The sequence below is a fragment of the Paraburkholderia sp. J41 genome (genome assembly GCF_905220235.1).
GTDB lineage: Bacteria > Pseudomonadota > Gammaproteobacteria > Burkholderiales > Burkholderiaceae > Paraburkholderia.
The window spans coordinates 48056-73542 of sequence record NZ_CAJMZE010000023.1 but is presented as its reverse complement, the minus strand read 5'-3'; the positions used below and the strand labels follow the sequence as shown (position 1 = coordinate 73542).

Genomic DNA, 25487 nt, shown 5'->3' with positions numbered 1-25487 from the left:
TAATCGCCGACTGTAAGTCATCGCCGTCCGCTGTCCCACGTTCCCCACTACCCGCCGCGCCGTGCTCAAAAACTCGCGCTTTGTCGGTCTTTTCGCCATTCCCGGTTTCCTGCCGCTCGCTGCCGCAACGCTCATGCTGGGCGTCGCGATGTCCTTTACCGCGCCGTATCTTTCTCTCTTCGGCGTCGAACGTGCCGGCATGACGCCGCTTCATCTCGGCATTTTCATGACGGCGATCGCCGCGAGCGGTGTGATCGCCAGCACGGCCGCGGGCCGCTGGAGCGACGCGACGGGCAAGCATCGGTCACTGTTGCTCGCGTCGCTGGTCGCGGCCACGCTCGGCTATCTCTGTCTGTGCGTCGTGCGCGACTTCCGCCTGTTGCTCGCGGTGGGTATCGCGTTCATCGGGGCGGGCGGTTGCGCGCTGTCGCTGGTGTTTTCGTTCAGCCGAGCCGCGCTGCCCGTGCGCGACGATGCCGAACGCACCTTCGCCAGCGCAACGTTGCGGACGATCCTTTCGGCGGCTTGGGTGTTCGGACCGGCGGTCGGCGCGCTCGTGCTGGCGGCGACCGGTTTCTACGGTCTGTTCCTGTTCGCGGCGGCCAGTTTCGCGGCGTGCGGCACGATCGTCTGGCGCATGCGCGAACCGCGCGGCGACGAACACGCCACGCAGCATATGATGGCGCGTCCGACGGTCGGCGAGGTCGTCAGCGAAATAGCGGAGGAGGGGGCTGCCCGATACGAAGGCCAGCCGCTCACGCAAGCGGAAGTGCTGCCGGGCGCACCGCCGCTCGCGAAACCGCCGTCGGCGCTCGCCGTGGAAAGTTCGCAGAAAGACATCATGCGCGCGATCGTCGCGCTCACGTTGATCGGGCTTGCGGCCAACGCCACGATGATCGTGCTGCCGCTCTACATCGTGCATGGTCTGGACGGCACGCGGCTCGACGTGTCGATCATGCTTGGCCTTGGCGCGCTCATGGAGATTCCGATGATGCTGGCGCTCGGCGCGCGCGCGTCGGTGCTCAACAAGCCGCGCTGGCTCGCGGCCTGCGCGGCGGTTCACGCGATCTATTTCGCGTCGATGGCGGCGGCGCCCGGCGTGCATTCGCTGATCCCGATGCAGATGCTCAATGCGTTCGTCGTGGCCGTCACCTCTTGTCTGGGCATGACGTTCGTGCAGGATCTGATGCCGTCGTCGCCGGGACGGGCCACGGCGCTGTTCTTCAACGCGTCGCGGCTGGGATCGATTTTGTCGGGCGTGCTCTCGGGGATGCTCGTGCAGGTGTTCGGCTATCGCGGCACCTTTCTTTTCTGCGGCGTGCTCGCGCTATGCGCGCTTGTCCTCTTCGCCGTGCCGGGCGAGCAATACCCAAAAATGGCGCGCGCCGTGCGCCGTTATTTGCGCGAGCGCGCCCAATCGCGCGATTGAGCGCACATCGCCGGAAGCGGAGCAAGTCCAGCATCGTTTGCCGTCGCCAAATTAATAAGGAATGCAGATTGATAGCGAGACGTGAGTTGCGCGGGAATGTGCGCGTTCAGTGCATATACGTCACGCGCCGCGAGCGGTCGCTCAGTTGCAAGCCCGCGTCGAGCAGCGTGATCGCGAACCAGCGCGCGGTCTTGAGCATCCCGCTCACGCTTTGCATCGGCAGCCAGTCGTTGAGAAGGCGCACCGCGGCTTCGCTGCGCGTGGACTGGAGCAAGGCGATGACCTGGAGCAGCGAGCCCTCGTCCTTCGCCAGTTCGGAGGCGCAGCGGCAGCGTGTGTCGAGCGGGCGGCACGAGGCTTGGGCCAGCGTGCCCATCAGCAGATCGAAATAGGCGATGCCTTCCGCGCCCAAACCGGCGTCGGCGAGGACGCCGCGCCAACTCTCGGCCTTGCCGTAGGCGTCGCAATGCGGTCGCAGCCAGGTGCGCACGGCGCGCAGGACAGTCTGTTCGGCGCTGTCGGGATGTTGGACGAAGGTGTCGTCGATCAGCGTGTCATTTCTCGCGAAAGGGACGGTGTAGTTCATGGAGCCTCCTGGCGGGTTCGGGCAAGTGCGTCAACACCGGCTCGGCACCCATGCAATGTTGCGAACGAGGTCAGGGCGCGGGCGGCCCGCGCGAAAAATCGTGAAGTGCCGGGTACCGCGGCATAGGCGCCATTCTCAGCCAATTTTTCTGTAAATGCAAATAATTCTCATTTGCAAATTGGTAGTCGTGGCCCCGATGACCGGCTTCGCCCCTGAAGGAAAGGACTCTTCCACACAGCGCGATTAATCACGCGGATCCGGCCCGCTAAAGTGGGGTCCGCAGCGTGTCGAATCCCTGACGCGTAGTGAGAGTTGCCCCGGCCTCACCACGGCCGGGGCTTTTTTTGCGCCGCGCAAAATGCGGCTGCGAAGCGCCGGCATGACAATTGACCTGGCTGCGCGACCGGGCAATCGCGCCTAAGTAATTGAAACGAAAGACACAAGTAAGGTATGATTCGGGCCGCATGGCGCGGCAGCTTGCCGCGCCTTCCTGGCGTGCCGGAGCCGTTTTCAGAAATTTCGCTTCCAAAATTCGACCGTATGGGCACGTTTGTTGTTTTTCGTCTTAGTATGAAAGTGAATAAAAACAATGATTTACGTCAAACGTCGATCCGGCACGTGTTGTTGCGCTGCAAAACTTCCGCATTCCGTTTACCCTCGTTAACCCTTGAACGTGTGTTGCATTTCGCCCCGTCGCTGACAAAAACATTACAGGCAGCGTAGTCCGATCTTCACCCCGCGTTAATCTTTCAGTTTTCTTTCGCACTGATCGTGCGATTACGGCGCTTTTTGCTCGCATTTTTAAGGTCTCGTTGAAATGCAATCCGTTCCATTCCTGAGTCTGGCGATCTGGATTCCCATCCTGTTCGGCGTGGCTGTGCTGCGCCTTGGGTCGGACCGCCATCCGCAGCGCGCGCGCTGGCTTTCGCTGATCGGCTCGATCGTCGGCCTCGTGCTGACGCTGCCGCTGATTACCGGCTTCGACAATCATGCCGTCGGCATGCAGTTCGTCGAGTTCCGCGACTGGCTGCCGGAGTTCGGCGTGGGCTGGCGTCTTGGGATCGACGGCATTTCGCTGTGGCTGGTCGTGCTCACCGCGTTCACGACGCTCGTGATCGTGATCGCCTCGTGGGAATCCATCACCGTGCGCGTCGCCCAATACTTCGGCGCGTTCCTGATCCTCTCGGGTCTGATGGTCGGCACGTTCGCCGCGACGGACGGCATGCTGTTCTTCGTGTTCTTCGAAGCGACGCTGATCCCGCTGTATCTGCTGATCGGTACGTGGGGCCATGCGCGCCGCTCGTACGCCGCGGTCAAGTTCTTCTTCTTTTCGTTCGCCGGCTCGCTGCTGATGCTGGTGTCGATGCTGTACCTCTACAGCCAGGCGCACACCTTCGACATGGCCGCGTGGCACAACCTCACGCTCGGCTTCGTTCCGCAAATCCTGGTTTTCGTCGGCTTCTTCGCGGCCTTCGCGGTCAAGGTGCCGATGTGGCCGTTCCACACCTGGCTGCCCGACGTCCACCTCGAAGCGCCCACCGGCGCAACCGTGCTGATGGCCATGCTCAAGCTCGGCGGCTACGGCTTCCTGCGCTTCACGCTGCCGATCACGCCGGACGCCGCGCACTTCTTCGCGCCGGCGATCATCACGCTGTCGCTCGTGGCCGTGGTGTACTCGAGCCTGCTCGCGCTCGCGCAAACGGACATGACCAAGCTGCTCGCGTATTCGACGGTCGCCCACATGGGTCTCGTCACGCTGGGCCTCTTCCTCTTCAACCAGATCGGCACCGAAGGCGCGATCGTCCAGATGATCTCGTACGGGTTCGTCTCGGGCGCGCTGCTGCTTTCCGTCGGCGTGCTGTTCGACCGCACGAAAACGCGCACGATCTCGGCATACGGCGGCGTCGTCAACGTGATGCCGCGCTACGCCACCTTCATGATGCTGTTCGCCATGGCCAACCTCGGCCTGCCGGGCACGTCGGGCTTCGTGGGCGAGTTCATGGTCATCATGGGCGCGATCCGCGTGAACTTCTGGGTCGGCGCGATCGCCGCGACGACCGTCATTCTGAGCGCTGCGTACACCCTGTGGATGTACAAGCGCGTGATCTTTGGCGCGGTGGCGAACAAGGGCGTTGCGAAGCTGGCCGATATCGGCCGTCGCGAAACGCTGATCTTCACGTCGCTCGCGGTGCTGGTGCTGGGTGTGGGCCTCTATCCGAAGCCTTTCACCGACGCGATCGAGCTTTCGGCGGCGAACCTCGTCACCCAGGCCGGCCGCAGCAAGCAGCCCGCCGAGGAAGGCGCGTCCGCCGAGGCGGTGCGCGCGGGCACGGACGTTCGTGCCGCGCATTCGCCGACGTAAGCGCGCCAAAGAGCAGCAAGCAGAAGATTGACGACGCAACCGGTGCGCCGGCCGCCGCAAGGCGGCGCGGCGCTTCGGTGCGTATGGAAGGTTTCGAATCGGAAAGATTCGGAAAAAAGCCGCGGCGGGAGATCGGCGTCAACACCGATTGAGTTCATCGTGTGCGTGTGTTTATGAGGCGCGGCAAACCTCGCAAACACATGCGACAAAGTGTCTCAATCGCGTTTTGACAAAGATCATTTTCCACATTCATTGATTGCGAAATATCAAAGCGGCTGTATGATGCGGGCGCGCTTCCTTTGGGCGGATGTCGAGGGGATGTGCCCGGAACTATTTCAATGAATGAAATTCAGGCAAACGTGATGAAAAGTACAACCTTGAAAAGGTTATTGCTTCCCGTGGGCGCCGGATTGGTTACATGCCTTTCCGGTTGCAACATGGAAGTCCTCGACCCCAAAGGTAGCGTGGGCATGGCGGAAAAGTCGCTGATCGCGACCTCCACCTGGGCCATGCTGATCGTGGTGATCCCCGTGATCGTCCTGACGCTCTGGTTCGCGTACCGCTACCGCGCGACCAACAGCAACGCCGCCTATGCGCCCAAGTGGTCGCACTCGACGGCGATCGAAATCGTGGTCTGGACGATCCCGACGCTGATCATTCTGTTCCTCGGCGTGCTCACGTGGCGCACCACCCACGAGCTGGACCCTTACAAGCCGCTCGAATCGAACGTCAAGCCGATCAACGTCGAAGTGGTCGCGCTCGACTGGAAGTGGCTGTTCATCTACCCGGATCTGGGCATCGCGACGGTGAACCAGCTTGCGCTGCCGGTCGGCACGCCGGTCAACTTCAGCATTACGTCCGACTCGGTGATGAACTCGTTCTTCATTCCGCAACTCGGCACGCAGGTCTACGCCATGGCCGGCATGCAGACGCGTCTGCATCTGATCGCCGATCACGCCGGCGATTACGCCGGCCTTTCGGCGAACTTCAGCGGCAAGGGCTTCTCGGACATGAAGTTCCGCACCCTCGCCACGAGCCAGCAGGACTTCGACGCATGGGTTCAGAAGGTGAAGGCCTCGTCGACGCAACTGTCGATGGATCAATACTCGACGGTTTCGCAACCGAGCGAGAAGGCGCCGGTCGAGTACTTCTCGACGGTCGATCCGAAGCTCTTCACGAATATCATCGCGAAGTACAACAACGGCCATGTCACGAATTTCAGTGACCCGTCGTGCGTGACCAAGGGGTAAGCAGGAATGTTCGGAAAACTCACACTGGATGCCGTTCCGTATCACGAGCCGATTATTCTCGGCACGATGGTCGGCATGGCGATCATCGGCGCCATCGTGCTCGGTGGTATCACTTACCTCGGTAAGTGGAAATATCTGTGGACCGAGTGGCTGACGAGCGTCGACCACAAGCGTCTGGGCGTGATGTACATTGTCCTCGCCCTCATCATGCTGCTGCGCGGCTTCGCCGACGCGATCATGATGCGCACCCAGCTCGCGCTCGCGTACAACGCGCCGGGCTATCTCCCGCCGCATCACTACGACCAGATCTTCACGGCGCACGGCGTCATCATGATCTTCTTCATGGCCATGGCCTTCATGGTCGGCCTGATGAACATCGTGGTGCCGTTGCAGATCGGCGCGCGCGACGTCGCGTTCCCGTTCCTGAACTCGCTGTCGTTCTGGATGACCGCCGTCGGCGCGATCCTGCTGATGCTCTCGCTCGTCGTGGGCGAGTTCGCCATGACCGGCTGGCTCGCGTATCCGCCGCTTTCGGAGCTGGCGTACAGTCCAGGCGTCGGGGTCGATTACTACTTGTGGGCGTTGCAGATTTCGGGTGTCGGCACGCTGCTGACCGGCGTGAACTTCTTCGTCACCATCATCAAGATGCGTGCCCCCGGCATGACGCTGATGAAGATGCCGGTGTTCACGTGGACGGCGCTGTGTACGAACGTGCTCATCATGGCCGCGTTCCCGATCCTGACTGTCACGCTCGCGCTGCTCGGTCTCGACCGCTACGTCGGCACGCACTTCTTCACGAACGACGCGGGCGGCAACGCCATGCTGTACCTGAACCTGATCTGGGCATGGGGTCACCCCGAGGTGTACATCCTGATCCTGCCGGCGTTCGGTATTTTCTCGGAAGTCGTCGCGACCTACGCGCGCAAGCCGCTGTTCGGCTACACCACCATGGTGTATGCGACCTGCTCGATCATGGTGCTCTCGTTCCTCGTGTGGCTGCACCACTTCTTCACGATGGGTTCGGGCGCCGACGTCAACGCGTTCTTCGGCATCATGACGATGATCATTGCGATCCCGACGGGCGTGAAGATCTTCAACTGGCTGTTCACGATCTACCGCGGCCGCCTCGAGTTCACCTCGCCGATCCTGTGGACGCTCGGCTTCATGGTCACCTTCACCATCGGCGGCATGACCGGCGTGATGATGGCGATCCCGGGCGCGGACTTCGTGCTGCACAACTCGCTGTTCCTGATCGCTCACTTCCACAACGTGATCATCGGCGGCGTGCTGTTCGGCTATCTGGCCGGCTTCAACTACTGGTTCCCGAAGGCGTTCGGCTTCAAGCTCGACGAAAAGCTCGGCAAGCGCGCGTTCTGGTTCTGGCTCGTCGGTTTCTACGTCGCCTTTACGCCGCTGTACGTGCTGGGCTTCATGGGCGCCACCCGCCGTCTGAACCACTACGACAATCCCGCATGGCATCCGTGGATGATCATCGCGTGGGTCGGCGCCGTGCTCGTGGCCATCGGCATCGCGCATCAACTGTTGCAGCTTTACGTGTCGATCCGCGACCGCAACCTGCCGGAAAACCGCGACCTGACGGGCGATCCGTGGGGCGGCCGCACGCTGGAATGGTCGATGTCGTCGCCGCCGCCGGTCTACAACTTCCCGGTCATCCCGAACGTCACGGAACTCGACGAGTTCCAGCATCTGAAGGATACGGGCCGTGAGACGCCGGACGTCGCGAACACGCATTACACCGACATCCACATGCCGTCGAACACGAGCGCGGGTCTCTTTATCGGCTTCTTCAGCCTGGTGCTCGGCTTTGCTGGCATCTGGCACATCTGGTGGCTCATGATCGTCGGTTTCGTCGGTATTCTCGGCACCGCGATCGGCTACAGCTTCCAGAAGAACGAAGGCTATTACATCCCGGCCGCCAAGGTTCGGGCAGACGAGGAAATGCGCAATCGCGCACTGGTCAAGGCGTTCGAAGACAAGCAACGCCGTGGCAAGGTTGAAGCAGCACTGGAGGCCAACTGATGTCGACGCATACTAGTGTGGCCGCACACGCGGAGCACGATCACCACGATCACCCGCCGTCACATTCGGTGTTCGGCTTCTGGCTGTACCTGATGACGGACTGCATCTTGTTCGGCTCGCTGTTCGCCGTGTTCGCCGTCATGCAGAACCAGTTCGCGGGCGGCCCGACGGGCAAGGATCTGTTCGACATCCCCGGTGTCGCGATGGAAACGGCCGTCCTGCTGCTTTCGTCGATCACGTACGGTTTCGCGATGATCGCCGCGCACAAGAAGCGCAGCGGCCAGGTGCTGTTCTGGCTGGCGGTCACGTTCCTGCTGGGCGCGACCTTCCTGTACTTCGAACTGCATGAGTTCGCTCATCTGATCGAAGAGGGCGCCGGTCCGCAACGCAGCGCGTTCCTCTCGTCGTTCTTCACGCTGGTGGCCACTCACGGTCTGCACGTGACGATGGGCATGATCTGGATGGTTGTCCTGATGGTGCAGGTCTTGAAGGCGCCGGAACTCGGCGAACGCGAAGTCCGCCGTCTGTCGTGCCTGAGCCTTTTCTGGCACTTTCTGGACATCGTCTGGATTTGCGTGTTCTCCTTTGTTTATCTTGCGAGCGTGATCTAAATGAGTGCTCATTCCATCCACGAAGAAGAAAGCCACGGCAGCTTCGGCAGCTATCTGGCAGGTTTCGTCCTGGCGGTGGTGCTCACGGCCGCATCGTTCTGGCTGGTTCTCCACGGCGGTTTCTCGCGCGAAACGGCGCTGCTCGGCCTGGCCGCGCTGGCCGTCGTGCAGATCCTCGTTCACCTCGTGTTCTTCCTGCATATGAACACGTCGTCGGGGCAGCGCTGGAACGTGACCGCATTCGGCTTCACGGTGTTGACGGTGCTGATCGTCGTCGTCGGCACGCTGTGGGTCATGCACAACGTCAGCATGAACATGATGTCGCGCTGATGCGCGCCGTCTGAGTCGTGCCCGCGTGCGGTCCTTGCGCCGCACGCGACAAAAAACGCCGCCGCGCCTTCGGGCCGGCGGCGTTTTTCTTTGGGCGCGCGCATTTGCGCGAAGGGCGATAGCGGCGATGCGTGCGTTATCGGGCGAGGGCGCCCGCGCTGGCGAGTGCGAGTGCGCTGGCGAGCGCGACGGCGAGGGCGAGCGCGAGCGCGCTGGCGAGTGCGGGTGCGAGTGCGAGTGCGCGCGCGAGGATCGGCGCGCGCGTCGCGGGCTAGGCGCCGAAGCGCTGCCGCAGCACGTCGGCGACCGCCTTGCCGAGCCGGTGATGCTGTTGCGCTTCGTAGTGAATGCCGTCGGTCGGACTCACGCTCGCGAATTCGCCCGCGTCGAGAAACGCCGAGCCGTATTTCACCGCGATGCGCTCGTACAGCGGCGCGAGCAGCCGCGATTTTTTCGCGCCGCCCGCGAAGATTTCGCCGAGAAAACCCGTTTCCTCGATCGGCACGGGCGACATCAGCAGCACGTGCGGCGTCGCGCCGCCCGGACCCGCGCGGCACGCGACCAGCGTTTCGAGCAGCACGCCGGCCGAGTTCGCGATATCGGCGGGCGTCACGGAAAAGCGCGTCTTGAGGTCGTTGGTGCCGAGCATCAGCACGACGATGTCGATCGGCAGATGGCTTTCCAGGCACGGCCGCAAATAGGCGAGGCCGTTCTTGTGACGACCGTCGATAGGGTCGTCGTGGACCGTGGTGCGCCCCGGCAAGCCTTCCTCCAGGACGGACCAGCCCGGCCCGAGCGTTTCGCGCAGCACGCCGGGCCAGCGGTCGGCGGAACCGAAGCGCTCCAGCACGCCGGGCAGCGTGAGCGGCTTGGTGCCGTGCGTGTTGGAATCGCCGTAACAGAGCAGGGTGCGTGACGTCATGAGGCGTGTCTCCTGGGGTGAGGATTAGGGAAAACCACTACTCGACGGGTGGGTTTACTAGACGACTGGTCTAATCGCCCGGTAACATGCCAACCCATGAACGCAGCGGCAGCCGTCGAAGTTCGGCAACACATCCTCGATACCGCCTTGCCCATTTTGCTGGGCAAGGGGTTTTCGGCCGTGGGTCTGAACGAGATTCTCGCGGCGGCGGGTGTGCCCAAAGGCTCGTTCTATCACTATTTCGGTTCGAAGGAAGCGTTCGGTGAAGCGTTGCTCACCTGCTATTTCGCCGAATACGCCGAGCGGCTCGAGCAAATGCTGGTGCGCGCTCCGGGTACCGCGGCCGAGCGGCTGCTCGCTTACTGGGAAGAATGGCGCGCGGTCCAGTGCGCGGACGACCCCGTGGGCAAGTGCCTCGCGGTCAAGCTGGGCGCGGAAGTCAGCGATCTTTCCGAGCCGATGCGCGCGGTCCTGCGGCGCGGCACGGACACGATCATCACGCGCATCGCGGCCTGCATCGAAGAAGGACGTGCGGACGGCTCGCTCGTGGGCGTGAGCGACGCCGCGACCACGGCCGTCACGCTCTACCAACTGTGGCTCGGCGCCACGCTGCTGGAAAAGATTCACCGCGACCGCCGGCCGTTGGACGCGGCGATGGCCACGACCTGCGTGTTGCTGAATCTGCCGGGGGATCGCTAAGGGCAAGCAGCGTAGGGAAGCGGCGCTTCGCGACAAGGAAAGCGCCGCGTCTCATCCGGCCCACGATGCGTTAATGAACTAGACGACCGGTCTAATAATGCCCCTTTGTGGGGCGCGAGGCCGGTCGGGAACGCGGTGCGCAAACGCCGCTTCTCGTCGAAAACAGGAACGCCGATGAAGGTACCGATTGATTTGACCTCGCACGAAGACCTCGGCGATACGGGCAAAAAAGCCGCTTTCCGGCTCGATGAATTCGCTGCGCCGTGCTGTGCGCTGCTCGCGCAACGGCGTCGCGCCTGACCGTTTTCCCTCTTCTTTTCGTTTTGGCAACGCCGCGAGCGCGAGCCGCAGCGCTGAGCCGCTTGTGCGTTGCCGAAAGGAAATCCCGATTTGCTAACCGGCGCAGACGCCGCGCCTGGCGCGACCTGCGCCCACAAAGGAGTTGTTGATGTCCGCACTGTTCGAACCGTTCAAGCTCAAGGGCGCGTCTCTGCGCAACCGCATCGCCGTGCCGCCGATGTGCCAGTACATGGCCGTCGACGGCGTGATCAACGACTGGCATTACGCCCACTACGCGCAGATCGCGCGCGGCGGCGCGGGCCTCGTGATCGTCGAGGCAACGGCGGTGTCGCCGGAAGGCCGCATCACGCCGGGCTGCACGGGCCTCTGGAACGACGCGCAGGCCGAGGCGTTCAAGCCCGCGGTCGCGGCGATCAAGGCGGCGGGCGCGGTGCCCGGCATCCAGATCGCGCATGCGGGCCGCAAAGCCAGCGCGAACCGTCCGTGGGAAGGCGACGACCACATCGCCGAGGGCGACGCGCGCGGCTGGCAGACCATTTCGCCGTCCGCGATTGCGTTCGGCGCGAATCTGCCGAAGGTGCCGCAAGCGATGACGCTCGACGACATCGCCCGTGTGCGCGAGGACTTCGTCGCCGCCGCGAAGCGCGCGCTCGACGCCGGCTTCGAATGGCTCGAACTGCACTTCGCGCACGGCTATCTCGGGCAGAGCTTCTTCTCGACGCATGCGAACCAGCGCGACGACCTCTACGGCGGCAGTCTCGAAAACCGCAGTCGTTTCCTGCTGGAAACGCTGGCCGCCGTGCGCAAGGTCTGGCCGGAGCATCTGCCGTTGACGGCGCGCTTCGGCGTGATCGAATTCGACGGCCGCGACGAGGAAACGCTCGCCGAGTCGATCGAACTCTCGAAGCACTTCAAGCGCGAAGGGCTCGACATGCTGAGCGTGAGCGTGGGTTTCTCGACGCCGACCGCGCAGATTCCCTGGGCGCCCGCGTTCCTCGCGCCGATCGCGCAGAAGGTGCGTCGCGCGACCGGCCTGCCGGTGTCGTCGGCGTGGGGTATCGGCACGCCGGAACTGGCCGAGCGCTCGGTGGCTTCGGAGCAGCTCGATCTGGTGATGGTCGGCCGCGCGCACCTCGCGAATCCGCATTGGCCGTACTTCGCCGCGCAGCAACTGGGCGTGGAGCGCGCCGCGTGGACCTTGCCTGCGCCGTACGCGCACTGGCTGGAACGCTACAAGGGCTGACCGCCGCCGTTGGGCGGCATGCGGACGAAAGGTTTTGGCACGGCTTGCCGTTAAACTCGGCAGCAGTTCCCGAACTTCGATCCGATGCCCAACGACCCGTCATTCGACCGCGCCAGCGAACGCCATTTCGCGGGCGATCTCGCCGGCGCGCGCCAGCTTTACCTGGCGCTGCTCGCGAGCGATCCCGCGCACGCCGCGGCGCTGTTCCGGCTGGCCGTGATCGCCTTGCAGGAGCACGCGCCCGCCGAAGCGATCGCCTGGCTCGAACGCGCGCTCGCCGTCGAGCCCGGCCATCGGCGCTATCGTGAGGCGCTCGCGCAGGCGCACGCGATGGCGGGGCGCGAGGCCGAGGCGGCGCGCGGTTATCGCGCGTTGCTCGACGAAGACGCGACGTCCGCCGATCTGTGGTTCGCGCTCGGCGCGGCGTTGCAGGCGCAGGGCGCGTTGGGCGAAGCCGCCGAGGCGTGGCGCGCCGTGGTCGAGCGCGAGCCCAATCGCGCCGACGCCTGGAACAATCTCGGCAACGCGTTGCGGTTGCTCGACGACGCCGATGCCGCTCACGATGCGTATCTGCGCGCGCTGGAGGCGCAACCCGGCGACGCCAATGCGCTCACGAACCTCGGCACGCTGCTGCAAGCGCAAGGCCGCGACGACGAAGCGCTGGCGGCATTGCGCGCGGCATTGGCGGCGAGCGCCGCCGGCAACGCGCCCGCGCTGGTCAATCTGGGCGTGCTGCTCACGCGGCTCAAGCGCGCCGGCGAGGCCGCGCCGCTGCTCGCGCGCGCCGTGCAGGCCGATCCGGAGCTGGCGCATGCCGCGTACAACTACGGTGTCGCGCTGCATGCGCTCGGCCGCTTGCGCGAAGCGCAAACGCAGTATCGCCGCGCCCTCGCGCTCGATTCCGCGCACGCCGAAGCCGCCAACAACCTCGGCAACGCGTTGCGCGATCTCGGCGAGCATCGCGCGGCGCAAGAAGCCTATGAGACGGCAATGCACGCGCGTCCCGATTTCGTCGATGCCTATAACAACGCGGCGAACCTGCTGCGCACGTTGGGCCGTCTGGACGACGCGCACGCGCTGTTGCGCCGCGCGCTCGATCTCGACCCGTCGCGCTCGGCAACGCTCAACAATCTCGGCAACGTTCTCAAGGACAGCGGCGATCTCGACGAGGGCATCGCCTGCTTTCGCCGGGCCGTGGCGAGCGATCCCGGCAACGTGATCGCGCATGGCAACCTGCTGTATGCGCTGTCGTTTCAGGCGGACGAAGCGCGCGTGATCCTCGACGAAGCACGCCGCTGGTCGGCGCGGCATGAAGCGCCGTTGCGTGCGGTCCGCTTGCCGACGACCGCGCGAGGAGGGCGTTTGCGCATCGGCTACGTATCGGCGGATTTTCGTGAGCATTGCCAGGCATTGTTCATGACGCCGCTGCTCGCGCATCACGACCGCGCGCGCTTCGAGATTCACGCGTATTCGAGCGTCGTGCGCCCCGATGCGCGCACCGCGCGTCTGGCCGAATACGTGGACGCATGGCACGACGTGCGCACGCTCGACGACGAAGCGCTCGCGCAAAAGATTCGCGCGGACGGCATCGACATTCTTGTCGATCTCACGATGCACATGGCCGATGGCCGGCCGTTGCTGTTCGCGCGCAATCCCGCGCCCGTGCAGGTCGCGTGGCTCGCTTATCCGGGCACGACCGGCATCGACGCCATCGACTGGCGGCTCACCGATGCGCATCTCGACCCGCCATCGTACGATGCGTATTACACCGAACGCTCGTGGCGTTTGCCGGACACGTTCTGGTGCTATGACGCGCTTGATTCGTATGCCAAAGTAAATTCGCTGCCCGCCGAAAGCGCTGGATACGTCACGTTCGGCAGCCTCAACAATCCGTGCAAACTGAGCGACGCGACATTGGGTTTGTGGGCCCGCGTGTTAGCGCGCCTGCCCGCCGCGCGGCTCGTGCTGATGGCGCCCGAAGGCGCTGCGCGCCGCCGCATCGCGCAGCGCCTGGCGCACGCGGGCATCGGCACGGCGCGCGTGCGGTTCGTGCCGTTTCGCGCGCGCGACGCGTATTTGCGCAGCTATCACGAGATCGACATCGGCCTCGACACGCTGCCGTACAACGGCCACACGACTTCGCTCGACGCGCTCTGGATGGGCGTGCCCGTGGTCACGCGCGTGGGAACGACGGTCGCGGGCCGCGCCGGTTTGAGCCAGCTCGCGAATCTTGGCCTGACCGAACTCGCCGCTCATTCCGACGACGCGTTTGTCGATGCGGCCCTCGCGCTGGCGAGCGATCTGCCGCGCCTCGCGAGGCTGCGCGCCACGTTGCGCGCGCGCATGGAAGCCTCGCCGCTGATGGACGGCGAGCGTTTCGCGCGCGGCATGGAAAGGGCGTTCGAAGGCATGTGGAAGGCCGCGCAAGGCGGCGGAAATGCCGCCTGACGGGTGTTCGGCGGGCGCTCAGCGTGCTGTATAAATATACAGTAAAATCCTAGGCTATCAGTGCCAGCCCGCGCCGGGAATACGGGGTGCGAGCAGCGCTACAAGTTTCCGGGCCGCGCCGAAACAACGCGCCGCCCGGCCCCACCGCGTGTGATCCAGCCGGAATGCCAGCGCAAGTGAGCGAAAACCGATCCATCCGAATCCGTGGTGCCCGCCAGCACAACCTCAAAAACCTCGATCTCGATCTGCACACCGGCGAAATGACGGTCGTGACCGGACCGTCCGGCTCGGGCAAATCGAGTCTCGTCTTCGACACGCTTTACGCGGAAGGCCAGCGCCGTTACGTCGAAACCTTCAGCGCCTACGCGCGCCAGTTCCTCGACCGCATGGACCGTCCGCAGGTCGATCGCGTGGACGGCGTGCCGCCCGCCATCGCCATCGACCAGACCAATCCCGTGCGCAGCTCGCGTTCGACGGTCGGCACGATGACCGAGCTGAACGACCATCTGAAGCTGCTCTATGCGCGCGCCGCGAACCTGTTCGATCGCGTGACGGCGCAGCCCGTGCGGCACGACACGCCCGAGACGATCTACGCCGAATTGCAGGCGCGGGCGGCGGCGGGCGATCCGCGGCTCGTGGTCACGTTTCCGGTCGAGTTGCCCGATACGACGACCGAAGAGGAAGTCGCGCAATGGCTTTCCGCGAGCGGCTACACGCGCGTGCAGGCGCAGCGCGAAGTGAAAACCGCCGAAGGCACGCGCAAGCTGCTCGACGTGGTGGCCGATCGTTTCCGTATTTCGAACGTCGAAAAGAGCCGCGCGGTCGAAGCGATCGAAGCGTCGCTCAAGCGCGGCGCGGGACGCGTGAACGTCTACGTGTTGCCTGACGCCGACATCGACGCCGACACCAAGGCGCCGTCAATCTGGCGCTTTTCCACGGGCCTGCATTGCCCCGACAGCGACCTGCGTTACGCCGATCCGCAACCGGCGTTGTTCTCGTTCAATTCGGCGTATGGCGCGTGCGACGCGTGCCGCGGCTTCGGCCGCGTGATCGGCGTCGATTGGGGCCTCGTCATTCCCGACGAGCGCAAGTCGCTGCGCGGCGGCGCGATCAAGCCGCTGCAAACGCCCGCGTGGAAGGAGTGCCAGGACGACCTGATGCGCTACGCCGCGAAGGCGGACGTGCCGCGCGACACGCCGTGGGCCGAACTCACCGAAGCGCAGCGCGCCTGGGTGATCGACGGCGCGCCGGACTGGAAGGGCAACTGGCAATCGCAGTGGTATGGCGTCAAGCGCTTCTTCCAGTATCTGGAATCGAAGGCGTACAAGATGCACATTCGCGTGCTGCTGTCGAAGTATCGCAGCTATACGCCGTGCGAAACGTGCGGCGGCGCGCGGCTCAAGACCGAGTCGCTGCTGTGGCGCCTCGGCACGCAGCGAAACGCCGACGAAGTGCTCGAACCCTCCGGCCGTTTTCTGCCGCACGGCGTGGACTGGTCGCGCAAGCAGCTCGAAGCGCTGCCCGGCCTCACGGTTCACGACGTGATGCTGTTGCCGATCGAGCGCATTCGCCGCTTCTTCGACGATCTTTCGCTGTCCTCAACGTTGCTCGACGACGCGCTGAAACTGCTGCTCGCCGAAGTGCGCACGCGCCTGAAGTATCTCTGCGACGTGGGCCTCGGCTATCTCACGCTCGACCGCCAAAGCCGCACGCTTTCGGGCGGCGAAGTGCAGCGCATCAACCTCACGACCGCGCTGGGCACGTCGCTCACGAAAACGCTGTTCGTGCTCGACGAGCCGAGCATCGGACTGCACCCGCGCGACCTGAACCGCATCGTCGAAGCGATGCAGCGCTTGCGCGACGCGGGCAACACGCTCGTGGTGGTCGAGCACGATCCCTCCGTGATGCTCGCGGCGGACCGTCTCATCGACATGGGACCGGGGCCGGGCGAGCGCGGCGGCACGATCGTTTATGACGGCACGCCCAACGACATTCGCTCCGCGGGCACGCTGACGGGCGAGTATCTCGGCGGCCATCGCGCCGTGGCCGATGCGTCGCACTGGGAGCGTCGTCCCGTCGATGCCGCCACGCCGCATCTCGTTCTGGAAGGCGCGAGCGAACACAATCTGCGCGACGTGACCGTGCAGTTTCCGCTGCAACGGCTCGTGTGCGTGACGGGCGTTTCGGGCTCGGGGAAATCGACGCTCGTGCAGGACGTGCTGTATCCGGCGCTCGCGCGTCATCTCGGCAAGGCCACGGAAACGCCGGGCACGTTCCGCAAGCTCACGGGCGCGGAGCAGATCAGCGACGCCGTGTTCGTCGATCAGTCGCCGATCGGCAAGACGGCGCGCTCGAATCCCGCGAGCTACGTGGGCGCGTTCGACGAAATCCGCAAGCTGTTCGCCAAGGCCACGCTCGCGAAGCAGCGCGGCTACACGGCGGGCATGTTCAGCTTCAACTCGGGCGAAGGGCGTTGCCCGACCTGCGGCGGCTCGGGTTTCGAGCACATCGAAATGCAGTTCCTGAGCGACGTGTACCTGCGTTGCCCCGACTGCGACGGCAGCCGCTACCGCGCCGAAGTGCTCGAAGTGAAGATCGAGCGCGCGGGCCGCACGCTTTCCGTCGCCGACGTGCTCGACCTCACCGTGAGCGAAGCGGTGCAATGCTTTGCTGAGGATGCCGAAGTATTGCGCGTGCTTCAGCCTATCGTCGACGTGGGCCTCGAATACGTCAAGCTCGGCCAGCCGGTGCCCACGCTTTCGGGCGGCGAGGCGCAGCGCCTGAAACTCGCGGGCTATCTCGCCGAAACGGCGCAGTCGCGCGGCAAGAATACGGCCGTGGGCGGCCGTCTTTTCATGTTCGACGAACCGACCACGGGCTTGCATTTCGACGACATCGCCAAGCTCATGCGCGCGTTCGCCAAGCTGCTCGCGGGCGGCAATTCGCTGCTCGTGATCGAGCACAATCTCGATGTGATCCGCGCGGCCGACTGGCTCGTCGACCTCGGTCCCGAAGGCGGCGACGCGGGCGGCGAAGTGGTGTGCGTGGGCACGCCCGAGGACGTGATCGCGTGCGAACGCTCGCATACGGGCGCCGCGCTCGAACGCTACGAAGCGGCGCTGGGCAGCGGCGCGGAATTGATCGCCGAAGAAGAGGGCGTCGCGCTGCAAAGCGCATTGCGCGCCGCACAGGCACGCCGCGAAGTGCAGGGCGAGGACGTGGTGCGCATCGTCAATGCGCGCGAGCACAATCTCAAGGCGCTCGACGTCGACATTCCGCACGGCCGGTTCAACGTAATCACGGGCGTTTCGGGTTCGGGCAAGTCGACGCTCGCGTTCGACATTCTTTTCCACGAAGGCCAGCGCCGCTACCTCGAATCGCTCAACGCTTATGCGCGCTCGATCGTGCAGCCGGCGGGCCGCCCCGAAGTGGATGCCGTGTACGGCATTCCGCCGACCGTGGCCATCGAGCAGCGCCTGTCGCGCGGCGGCCGCAAGAGCACGGTCGCCACCACGTCGGAAGTGTGGCACTTCCTGCGGCTGCTTTACGTGAAGCTCGGCGTGCAGCATTGCGTGCATGACGGCACGCCGGTCACGTCGCAAAGCGTGGATGCGATCGTTGCGCAGTTGTTGCGCGAGCATCGCGGGCAGCACGTGGGCTTGCTCGCGCCGCTCGTCGTCAATCGCAAGGGCGTGTACACGGATCTCGCGAAATGGGCGAAGGCGCGCGGCAACACGCATTTGCGCGTGGACGGCGAATTCGTGCCGGTGGCGCCGTGGCCGAAGCTCGACCGTTTCCGCGAGCACACCATCGAACTGCCGGTCGGCGATCTCGTGATCGAGCCGGAAAACGAGGCGCAATTGCGGTCGATGCTCGCCGCCACGCTCGAGGCGGGCAAGGGCATCGTGCATTTGCTCGCGCCGCTCGACGGGCTCGATCGCGCCATCGACAAGGGCAATTCCACCTCGCGTATCGGCGAGGTGAAGGTGCTTTCGACGCGGCGCGCGTGTCCGGTTTGCGGCACGAGCTACCCGGAACTCGATCCGCGCATGTTCTCGTACAACAGCAAGCATGGCTGGTGTACGAGCTGCGTGGGCACGGGCCTCGCGCTCACACGCGAGCAGCGCGCGGCCTACGACGACACGATCGTCGCCGACGACAATCGCGGCCGCGAGCAAACGCTGCCTTCCGAGGAGCAGGAGCCCGACGGCATGATCGACGAGCCGTGCCACGATTGCGGCGGCACGCGTCTGAACCCGGTTGCGCGCGCCGTCACGTTCGACGCGCAGGCGATCACGGACGTGGCGCAATGGACCGTCGCCGAAACGCGCGGCTGGGTCGACTCGCTCAAGTTCAACGGCCGCGACGCGCAAATCGCTCGCGACGTGGTGAGCGAAATCCGCAGCCGCTTGCAGTTCCTCGAAGAAGTCGGCCTCGGTTATCTGAGCCTCGACCGCGCCGCGCCCAGTTTGTCGGGCGGCGAGGCGCAGCGCATTCGTCTTGCGGCGCAGCTCGGCAGCAATCTGCAAGGCGTGTGCTACGTGCTCGACGAACCGACCATCGGTTTGCATCCGCGCGACAACCAAATCCTGCTCAACGCGCTGCGCAGCCTCAACGACAAGGGCAACACGCTCGTGGTCGTGGAGCACGACGAAGACACGATCCGCCGCGCGGATCACATCATCGACATCGGGCCGAGCGCGGGCAAGCGCGGCGGACGCGTCGTGGCGCAAGGCAAGGTTGCCGATCTCGCGGCGCAGGCCGATTCGCTCACGGGCCGCTATCTCGCGCACCCGATCGTGCATCCGCTGCAACCGCGCCGCGAAGTGAAGCCCGCGCGCGCGAACCGCGAAGCCGTGCCCGAGCAATGGATCACGGTGCATGGCGGCAAGCTGCATAATCTGCGCAACGTGACGGCGCGGATTCCGCTGGGCCGTCTTGTCGCCGTCACGGGCGTGAGCGGTTCGGGCAAGTCCACGCTCGCGCGCGACGTGCTGCTTTCGAACCTGCTCGACGCGGTGGGGCGCTCGGTGCTCTCGTCGCCGGCGGTGCGGCGCGCGCGCAAGGCCGCGAAGGACAGCGCGCCCAGCGCGGCGGAGCGCCGTTCCAGCGTGCTCGCGCGCACGGCGGCCAAGCCGAAGCTCGAGGTTGCGCATGCGTGGCAAGGCTGCGACTCGATTACCGGATGGGAAACCATCGACCGCGTGCTGGAAGTCGATCAGACGCCGATCGGAAAAACGCCGCGCTCGTGCCCGGCCACGTACATCGGCGTGTGGGACGCGATTCGCCGCCTGTTCGCGGACACGCTCGAAGCGCGCGCACGCGGCTACAGCGCCTCGCGTTTCTCGTTCAATACCGGCGACGGCCGCTGCCCGGCGTGCGAAGGCCAGGGCGTGCGCACCATCGGCATGAGCTTCTTGCCGGACGTGAAGGTGCCGTGCGATGTGTGCCACGGCCAGCGCTTCAACCCGGAAACGCTCGCGGTGACGTGGCGCGGGCGCAATATCGGCGAAGTGCTGACGATGGAGATCGACGAGGCCGTCGAATTCTTCGCGTCGATGACGAGCATCGCGCACCCGCTGCAATTGATGAAGGACGTGGGGCTCGGTTATCTGACGCTCGGCCAGCCTTCGCCGACGCTTTCGGGCGGCGAGGCGCAGCGCATCAAGCTCGTCACCGAGCTTTCCAAGGTGCGCGACGACATCACCCGGCGCGGGCAGAAGGCGCCGCACACGCTCTACGTGCTCGACGAGCCGACCGTGGGCCTGCACATGGCCGACGTCGCGCGCCTGATTCGCGTGCTGCACCGGCTCGCGGACGCGGGCCATAGCGTGGTGGTGATCGAGCACGATCTCGACGTGATCGCCGAAGCCGACTGGATCATCGACCTCGGCCCGGAAGGCGGCGTGGGCGGCGGCACGATCGTGGCCGCCGCCGATCCCGAAGCGCTCGTGAAGGTGGCCGCGAGCCACACGGGGGCGGCGCTCGCGCCCGTGCTCTCGCGCAAGCCCGGCGAGGCGGCGGCCGCGTTGGCGGCGGCGGGCGGAGCCGAAGCGAGCGAAGCGGAAACGCGCGACGCCGAAGCGGCCGAAGCAGCGGCTGAAGCGGCTGAAGCAGGAAGTGGCGAGCGCAAGCCGGCTGCGCGGCGGCGCGCGGCGAGCTGACGGCGGCCGAGGTTCGCGCCGCCTTCGTGCGGGCTTTGCGGTCAGCGCGTCTGTCTGGTTTATGCCAGGCAAATGCCCGCAAAGCCCCGCGCCGCCTTGAAACCGCTTGATCTGGGCGGCAAGCGCAAGGTATTATGGGTTCCGCTTGCAGCAAGGGATCGCTCACCGTAGCGGTCGAGTCTGGCGAGCGGAGCAGCGGACCACCATCCCCTCCGAACCGGCCCAGCGTTTCACGCCCGGGCTACCTCATCAGTGCAGCAAGGCTTCGCCAAATCTGATCGCGAAGCCTTTGTCTTTTCAGGGAATTCGATTCGATGCCACACGTAGCGTCGGCGTTTTGCCCTTGACGAAGCGAGAGGAATTAACCGATGTTCGACCTCGACGGAGAGGCGCGCGAACGGCTCATCGTGTGGATTAAACGCCGCATGGAAGAGTACGCCATTACGCTCGAAGAGCTAGAAGCGTTCATTGCAGAAAGCGAAAAACTACCGAAGTACCGCGACGCATACGGCAATACATGGAATGGCGAAGGCGACATGCCGACGTGGCTATTGCGTTATAAGCATGCGGGCCAGGATATCGAGCATTTTCGCTGCTAACCCCGCGGTACGCCCGGCCGCGCCGGTATTGTGCCTGGCGTATTGATTCGACGGTGCGCGGCACCTGCCGCCGCTTATGCCGTTATTGCTCCGCGCATTGCATTTTTTCAGCGCGGATTTAAATTGCCTTTCGGTGCGAAGCCGGTATTAATTGCGCTTCGTTATCTCGGGCGTGCGCCCTGCTTGCCCCGATTTACGCTGCTTTTTTGCCGACATTCGCGTGTCGCGTTCGCGGGTATTGCTATGCGCCTATGCGCGTCCGGCAATGCCATTGCGCGGATTAGTCAGGCTTTTTGATTTCAACGGTTGGCCGCACGAAAAAGCTGCGCGACAATCTCGCCCATTCCATGCTTGCTGCGGCAGGAGGTTGCGATGGGTTTGCTCGTGCTGGGCCTCGTGATTTTCATCGGCGTGCATTCGATACGGGTCGCCGCGCCGCGCTGGCGTGCGGCGCAGATCGAGCGCCTCGGGCCGCAAGCGTGGCGCGGCGCGTTCGCGCTGCTGTCGATCATCGGCATTGTGCTCGTCGTGTATGGCTATGGCCTGTCGCGGCGCTATCCGGTGCCGCTGTGGGCACCGCCGTTCTGGATGGCGCACGTGACCGCGCTGCTCACCGCCGTCGCCTTCATCATGATCGTGGCCGCTTATGTGCCCGGCAATCACTTCAAACGCGCGCTCGGCCAGCCGTTCGTGAGCGGCGTGGCGCTCTGGGCCTTCGCGCATCTGCTCGCCAACGGCACGCTCAACGACGTCGTGCTGTTTCTCGTGTTCCTCGTGTGGGCGCTCGCGGAATTGCGCGTGGAAAACCGCCGCGATCGCGAAGCGGGGGTCGTGTATCCGCCCGGGCGGGCGTCGCGCGATGCGATTGTCGTCGTGATCGGGCTGGTGGCGTGGGCCGTGTTCGCGTTCTGGCTGCACGGCTTGTTGATCGGCGTGCGCCCGCTCGGCTGATATTCGGTAGACGTTGCCGGATTCAGCGAAAAAAAGCCTGCGGCAAGGCAGGCTTCGCAAGGTACAGCTCGGAGTTCCGCGATCAGATCGCAGCAAGGCGATCTTAGGGCACGTTCATGAAAGCCGTGTGAAAGTTCAGCGCAATGAACGGCCCGGCGCGGCCACGCTCGCGAATTCAAACGTCGAAGAACACCGTTTCGCGTGCGCCCTGCATGTGGATGTCGAACGTGTAGATCACGTTGCCGTTCTGCTCGCTGCGGCGCGCGACGAGCGTCTCGCGGCGCCCGGCGGGCACGGCGCACAGCACCGCGTCCTCGGCGTTGGCGGCCGCTTCGTCATCGAAATAGATGCGCGTGAAGGCGTGCGTGAGCATGCCTCGCATCATCACGATCACGTTGATGTGCGGCGCTTCGCCGGCATTCTCGCGGCCGGGCTTGACGGTGCGCACGACAAAGCGCTCATGCGGGTCGGTGCCGGTGCCCACGCGCGCGAAGCCGCGAAAACCGCTTTGCGCGATGTCCTCGCGAGAGGCCGGGAAGCGGCCGTTGGCATCGACTTGCGAGAATTCGAGCATCGCGTCGAACACGGCCTTGCCGTCGCCGTCGAACACGCGGCCCATCAGCGTGATGTGCTCGCCTTCGGCTTCCGGCTCCACGACGTCGGGCGTAAACAGGCTCTTGAAGTCGAAGTTGTATTGCTGCGGGCAAAGCCCGTAGGCGAAATACGGGCCGACGGTTTGCGAGGGCGTTTCCTTGAGTGCCATGGTTCAACGCTCCGTGGGGGTTTGGTTCGGGCCGCGCAGCACGATGTCGAATTCGTAGCCGAGCGCGTAGCTTTCCTCGGTGATGTCGAGCGAAAAGCGCGAGATCATGCGGTCGCGCGCGTCCTCGGGCGTGCCCTGGAAGATCGGGTCGAACGCGAGCAGCGGGTCGCCGGGGAAATACATCTGCGTGACGAGCCGCGAGCCGAAGTAGTCGCCGAACAGCGAGAAGTGGATGTGGTTCGGGCGCCAGGCGTTCGGGTGATTGCCCCACGGGTACGCGCCCGGCTTGATCGTCAGGAAGCGATAGCGGCCGTCGCTGTCGGTGATCGTGCGGCCCGCGCCGAGGAAGTTCGGGTCGAGCGGCGCGTCGTGCTGGTCGACCTTGTGGACATAGCGCCCGGCGGCGTTCGCCTGCCAGATTTCGACGAGCGTGTTGCGCACCGGCCTGCCGCCTTCGTCGAGCACACGGCCCGTCACGATGATGCGCTCGCCGAGCGGTTCGCCGTTGACGGCCGCGTTGCGTGTGAGGTCGTTGTCGAGCTTGCCGAGGTCGTCGGTGCCGTACACCGGCGCGTGCTGGTTGCGCAGTTTTTCCCTGAGCGGAATGAGCGGCAGCGTGGGGCCGCGTTTGACCGACGACCGGTACGGTGGATGCACGTACGCGGGGTGCGAGTCGAAGTCGCGCGGCGACAGGATGGACTCGTCCATGGGGTTGTCTCCTGATGAATTGTGGGGAAAAGCGCGGCGCGGAAAGCGGTCTGCGTGGCAGGGAGCGCGGCGAGCCGACGCAGTCACTTTATCCAAAGCGAAAAGTTATGCAAAATGACGTTTTCTCGTATCTCGTATAACGGATCGTTATGCAAAACCGGCTTGCCGACGCTCGCGTGAAGTTTCGCCATCTCCAATGCTTTCTGGCCGTCGCGCAGATCGGCAGCGTGCAGCAGGCGGCCGAAAGCCTTTCGGTCACGCAGCCCGCAGTGTCGAAAACGATCGCCGAACTCGAGCAGATTCTGGGCGTGCGCCTGTTCGAGCGCGGCCGGCACGGCGCGGTGCCAACGCGAGAAGGCCAGCTTTTCATGCCGCACGCGAGCGCATGTGTGAGCGCGTTGCGTCAGGGCGTGGCCCTGCTCGCGCGCGATGAAGGCGCCGTGACCGCGACGCTCGATATCGGCGTGCTGCCGACCGTGGCGACGGCGCTGCTGCCCGCCGCCTTGCGTCATTTCGCGCCCGAATGGCCGCGCGTGAGCGTGCGGCTCGTGACGGCGGCCAACACCGAATTGCTCGAACGCCTGAAAACCGGCGCGATCAGCTTTGCGATCGGCCGCGTTGCCGATCCCGAGCGCATGGTGGGCTTGAGTTTCGAGCAGTTGTACAACGAGCCGCTAACCGTGGTCGTGCGCGCGGGGCATCCGCTCGCGCAGGGCGCGGGATTGCCGGCGCAACTCGCGACCTATCCGCTCGTGTTGCCGCCGTTCGGCACGCTGATTCGTCAGGCCGCCGACAGCTTGCTGGCCGCTTGGGGCGCGCTGCCGCTTTCGGCGTTCGTGGAGTTGCTTTCGGTGTCGGTCGGGCGCGCGCTGGCGCTGGAAAACGACGCGGTGTGGTTCGTGCCCGCCGGCGCTGTCGAATACGACTTGCGGCGCGGCACGCTCGTGCGTTTGCCTCTGCCGGCGGCGGGCGGCGAGGAGCCGGTCGGCCTGATTCAGCGCACCGACACGCAACCGGCGCCCGTTGGCCGTGCGCTGATCGAGGCGGTACGGCGTGCGGCGTGCGAGCGCGAAAGCGTGCCGGACGCGGCGGCGGGTTCGAAAGTGCGGCGTGCGGGGGGCGCGGGTTCGGCTGCATCGACGAAAAAGCGCCGCGCCGAACCTTCCGGCTGAAACTACCGCGTCGAAAGCCTGGATTTCGCGCGCGGCAACTTCGATACGGCAGGCGGTTCCACGCCGGCCGCGCTGTACGGGGGCACGTTTCCGCCGGTGGCCATCCACAGCACTTCGGCGTCAGCCTCGCTCGTGGAAATGGCGGCGTGGCCCGTGCGGCTGTCGAAATACAGGCTGTCGCCGGGTTCGAGTTGCGTGGGCGCGTACAGCTCCGAATACAGGCAAACGCTGCCGCTGATTACGTAAAGGAATTCCTCGCCCTCGTGGCGCCCCCAGTCGTCGAACGCGTCGAGCGAGTGCGCCGTAATGCGGATACGGAACGGCAGCATGGCCTTGTGCGCGAGGTCGGTGGCGAGCAGTTCCATCTGATAGCCGCGATACGCGTGGCGCTGACCGGCGCCGCTGCGCGTGAGCGCGCGACGGCCGCTCGCGTTGAGCTTGGGCGTGGTGCCGAACAATTCCGCAAGGTCGATGCGCAAGCCGCCGACTATCTTCTGCAACACGTCGAACGTGGGCGACATCAGCCCGTTTTCGACTTTCGACAGCGTGGAGCGCGAGACGCCGCACAGGCGGCTGGCCGTGTCGAGCGTCAAGTCTTGCGCGACGCGCGCGGCGCGAACGCGTCGCCCGAGGTCGGCGGTCGCTGAGCTGGCGGAAGCGGAAAGCGTGGTGTCCATGGGCGGCGAGGGAAAACGGGCTCGGGCGCAGCTCCCGCCGCGCATATTGTTTCCGATCATATCAAAGCGTTGCGCGTAGGAAACCCTGGCCGAACGGCCAGGTCCGCGCGCGAGCCTGCTCGAAAGCGGGGTTTGTCGTCGCGCAACTTGATTGATGATAATCAAGCGATTAAATTTAAAGATATTTAAAGATTGATCGCGATAGAATTTGACGGTTTTTAAACTTTTAAATC

At 64.9% G+C, this 25487-nt stretch carries 20 protein-coding genes; 15 read left to right on the top strand and 5 right to left on the bottom strand.

The annotated features are described in order from the left end of the window. Positions 1 to 61: 61 nt before the first annotated feature. Positions 62 to 1429: a sugar efflux transporter gene (locus tag U5805_RS22200; RefSeq protein ID WP_322105649.1), complete on the top strand. Its 1368-nt coding sequence runs from the start codon at positions 62 to 64 to the stop codon at positions 1427 to 1429. Between the two features lie 106 nt (positions 1430 to 1535). On the opposite strand, the gene U5805_RS22195 is transcribed toward U5805_RS22200, so the two are convergent. Beyond that, positions 1536 to 2015, bottom strand: coding sequence for a hypothetical protein (locus U5805_RS22195; RefSeq protein ID WP_322105648.1), 480 nt, complete (start codon positions 2013 to 2015; stop codon positions 1536 to 1538). 450 nt (positions 2016 to 2465) lie between these two features. Here U5805_RS22195 and U5805_RS22190 point away from each other — a divergent pair, with 450 nt between their 5' ends. The 6 genes from U5805_RS22190 (at position 2466) to cyoD (ending at position 8608) form a co-directional block, all read left to right on the top strand. Then, on the top strand, positions 2466 to 2738 hold the full coding sequence (locus U5805_RS22190; protein ID WP_322105647.1) for a hypothetical protein: 273 nt from the start codon (positions 2466 to 2468) through the stop codon (positions 2736 to 2738). A gap of 94 nt (positions 2739 to 2832) precedes the next feature. Next, a complete protein-coding gene (locus tag U5805_RS22185) occupies positions 2833 to 4377 on the top strand; it encodes an NADH-quinone oxidoreductase subunit M (RefSeq protein WP_322105646.1) in 1545 nt (514 codons plus the stop codon). Between the two features lie 362 nt (positions 4378 to 4739). Then, the gene (gene cyoA / locus U5805_RS22180; RefSeq protein ID WP_322105645.1) at positions 4740 to 5627 is read left to right on the top strand and encodes a ubiquinol oxidase subunit II; all 888 of its coding nucleotides are present in this window, start codon (positions 4740 to 4742) and stop codon (positions 5625 to 5627) included. A gap of 6 nt (positions 5628 to 5633) precedes the next feature. Beyond that, positions 5634 to 7667 carry a cytochrome o ubiquinol oxidase subunit I gene (gene cyoB / locus U5805_RS22175; RefSeq protein ID WP_322105644.1) on the top strand — a complete coding sequence of 678 codons (2034 nt, stop codon included), beginning with the start codon at positions 5634 to 5636 and terminating at the stop codon, positions 7665 to 7667. Next, the gene (cyoC, locus tag U5805_RS22170; protein WP_322105643.1) at positions 7667 to 8278 is read left to right on the top strand and encodes a cytochrome o ubiquinol oxidase subunit III; all 612 of its coding nucleotides are present in this window, start codon (positions 7667 to 7669) and stop codon (positions 8276 to 8278) included. Before cyoB ends, cyoC begins: the two co-directional genes overlap by 1 nt. Next, complete coding sequence (gene cyoD / locus U5805_RS22165) at positions 8279 to 8608, top strand: cytochrome o ubiquinol oxidase subunit IV (RefSeq protein WP_322105642.1); 330 nt, start codon at positions 8279 to 8281, stop codon at positions 8606 to 8608. Between the two features lie 271 nt (positions 8609 to 8879). Here the strand turns inward: cyoD and U5805_RS22160 are convergent, their stop codons facing one another. Next, positions 8880 to 9530: an SGNH/GDSL hydrolase family protein gene (locus tag U5805_RS22160; RefSeq protein WP_322105641.1), complete on the bottom strand. Its 651-nt coding sequence runs from the start codon at positions 9528 to 9530 to the stop codon at positions 8880 to 8882. A 96-nt stretch (positions 9531 to 9626) separates the two neighbouring features. Here U5805_RS22160 and U5805_RS22155 point away from each other — a divergent pair, with 96 nt between their 5' ends. The 7 genes from U5805_RS22155 (at position 9627) to U5805_RS22125 (ending at position 21934) form a co-directional block, all read left to right on the top strand. Further along, positions 9627 to 10229: a TetR/AcrR family transcriptional regulator gene (locus tag U5805_RS22155; RefSeq protein WP_322105640.1), complete on the top strand. Its 603-nt coding sequence runs from the start codon at positions 9627 to 9629 to the stop codon at positions 10227 to 10229. Positions 10230 to 10403: 174 nt separating this feature from the next. Further along, positions 10404 to 10529 carry a hypothetical protein gene (locus U5805_RS22150; RefSeq protein WP_322105639.1) on the top strand — a complete coding sequence of 42 codons (126 nt, stop codon included), beginning with the start codon at positions 10404 to 10406 and terminating at the stop codon, positions 10527 to 10529. Positions 10530 to 10677: 148 nt separating this feature from the next. Then, a complete protein-coding gene (locus tag U5805_RS22145; RefSeq protein WP_322105638.1) occupies positions 10678 to 11772 on the top strand; it encodes an NADH:flavin oxidoreductase/NADH oxidase in 1095 nt (364 codons plus the stop codon). Between the two features lie 84 nt (positions 11773 to 11856). Further along, positions 11857 to 14220 (top strand): tetratricopeptide repeat protein, encoded by a 2364-nt coding sequence (locus U5805_RS22140; protein ID WP_322105637.1) that lies wholly within the window; start codon positions 11857 to 11859, stop codon positions 14218 to 14220. Positions 14221 to 14384: 164 nt separating this feature from the next. Further along, positions 14385 to 20384 (top strand): excinuclease ABC subunit UvrA, encoded by a 6000-nt coding sequence (uvrA, locus tag U5805_RS22135; protein WP_415914645.1) that lies wholly within the window; start codon positions 14385 to 14387, stop codon positions 20382 to 20384. Between the two features lie 368 nt (positions 20385 to 20752). Continuing rightward, positions 20753 to 20983: an H-NS family nucleoid-associated regulatory protein gene (locus U5805_RS22130; protein ID WP_322105635.1), complete on the top strand. Its 231-nt coding sequence runs from the start codon at positions 20753 to 20755 to the stop codon at positions 20981 to 20983. 372 nt (positions 20984 to 21355) lie between these two features. After that, positions 21356 to 21934, top strand: coding sequence for an NnrU family protein (locus tag U5805_RS22125; RefSeq protein WP_322105634.1), 579 nt, complete (start codon positions 21356 to 21358; stop codon positions 21932 to 21934). A 175-nt stretch (positions 21935 to 22109) separates the two neighbouring features. Here the strand turns inward: U5805_RS22125 and pcaG are convergent, their stop codons facing one another. After that, positions 22110 to 22697 carry a protocatechuate 3,4-dioxygenase subunit alpha gene (pcaG, locus tag U5805_RS22120; RefSeq protein WP_322105633.1) on the bottom strand — a complete coding sequence of 196 codons (588 nt, stop codon included), beginning with the start codon at positions 22695 to 22697 and terminating at the stop codon, positions 22110 to 22112. A 3-nt stretch (positions 22698 to 22700) separates the two neighbouring features. Next, positions 22701 to 23405, bottom strand: coding sequence for a protocatechuate 3,4-dioxygenase subunit beta (gene pcaH / locus U5805_RS22115; protein WP_322105632.1), 705 nt, complete (start codon positions 23403 to 23405; stop codon positions 22701 to 22703). Positions 23406 to 23554: 149 nt separating this feature from the next. Here pcaH and pcaQ point away from each other — a divergent pair, with 149 nt between their 5' ends. Continuing rightward, positions 23555 to 24577 (top strand): pca operon transcription factor PcaQ, encoded by a 1023-nt coding sequence (pcaQ, locus tag U5805_RS22110; protein ID WP_322105631.1) that lies wholly within the window; start codon positions 23555 to 23557, stop codon positions 24575 to 24577. Positions 24578 to 24579: 2 nt separating this feature from the next. Here the strand turns inward: pcaQ and U5805_RS22105 are convergent, their stop codons facing one another. Then, positions 24580 to 25254: an XRE family transcriptional regulator gene (locus U5805_RS22105; protein ID WP_322105630.1), complete on the bottom strand. Its 675-nt coding sequence runs from the start codon at positions 25252 to 25254 to the stop codon at positions 24580 to 24582. Positions 25255 to 25487: the final 233 nt, after the last annotated feature.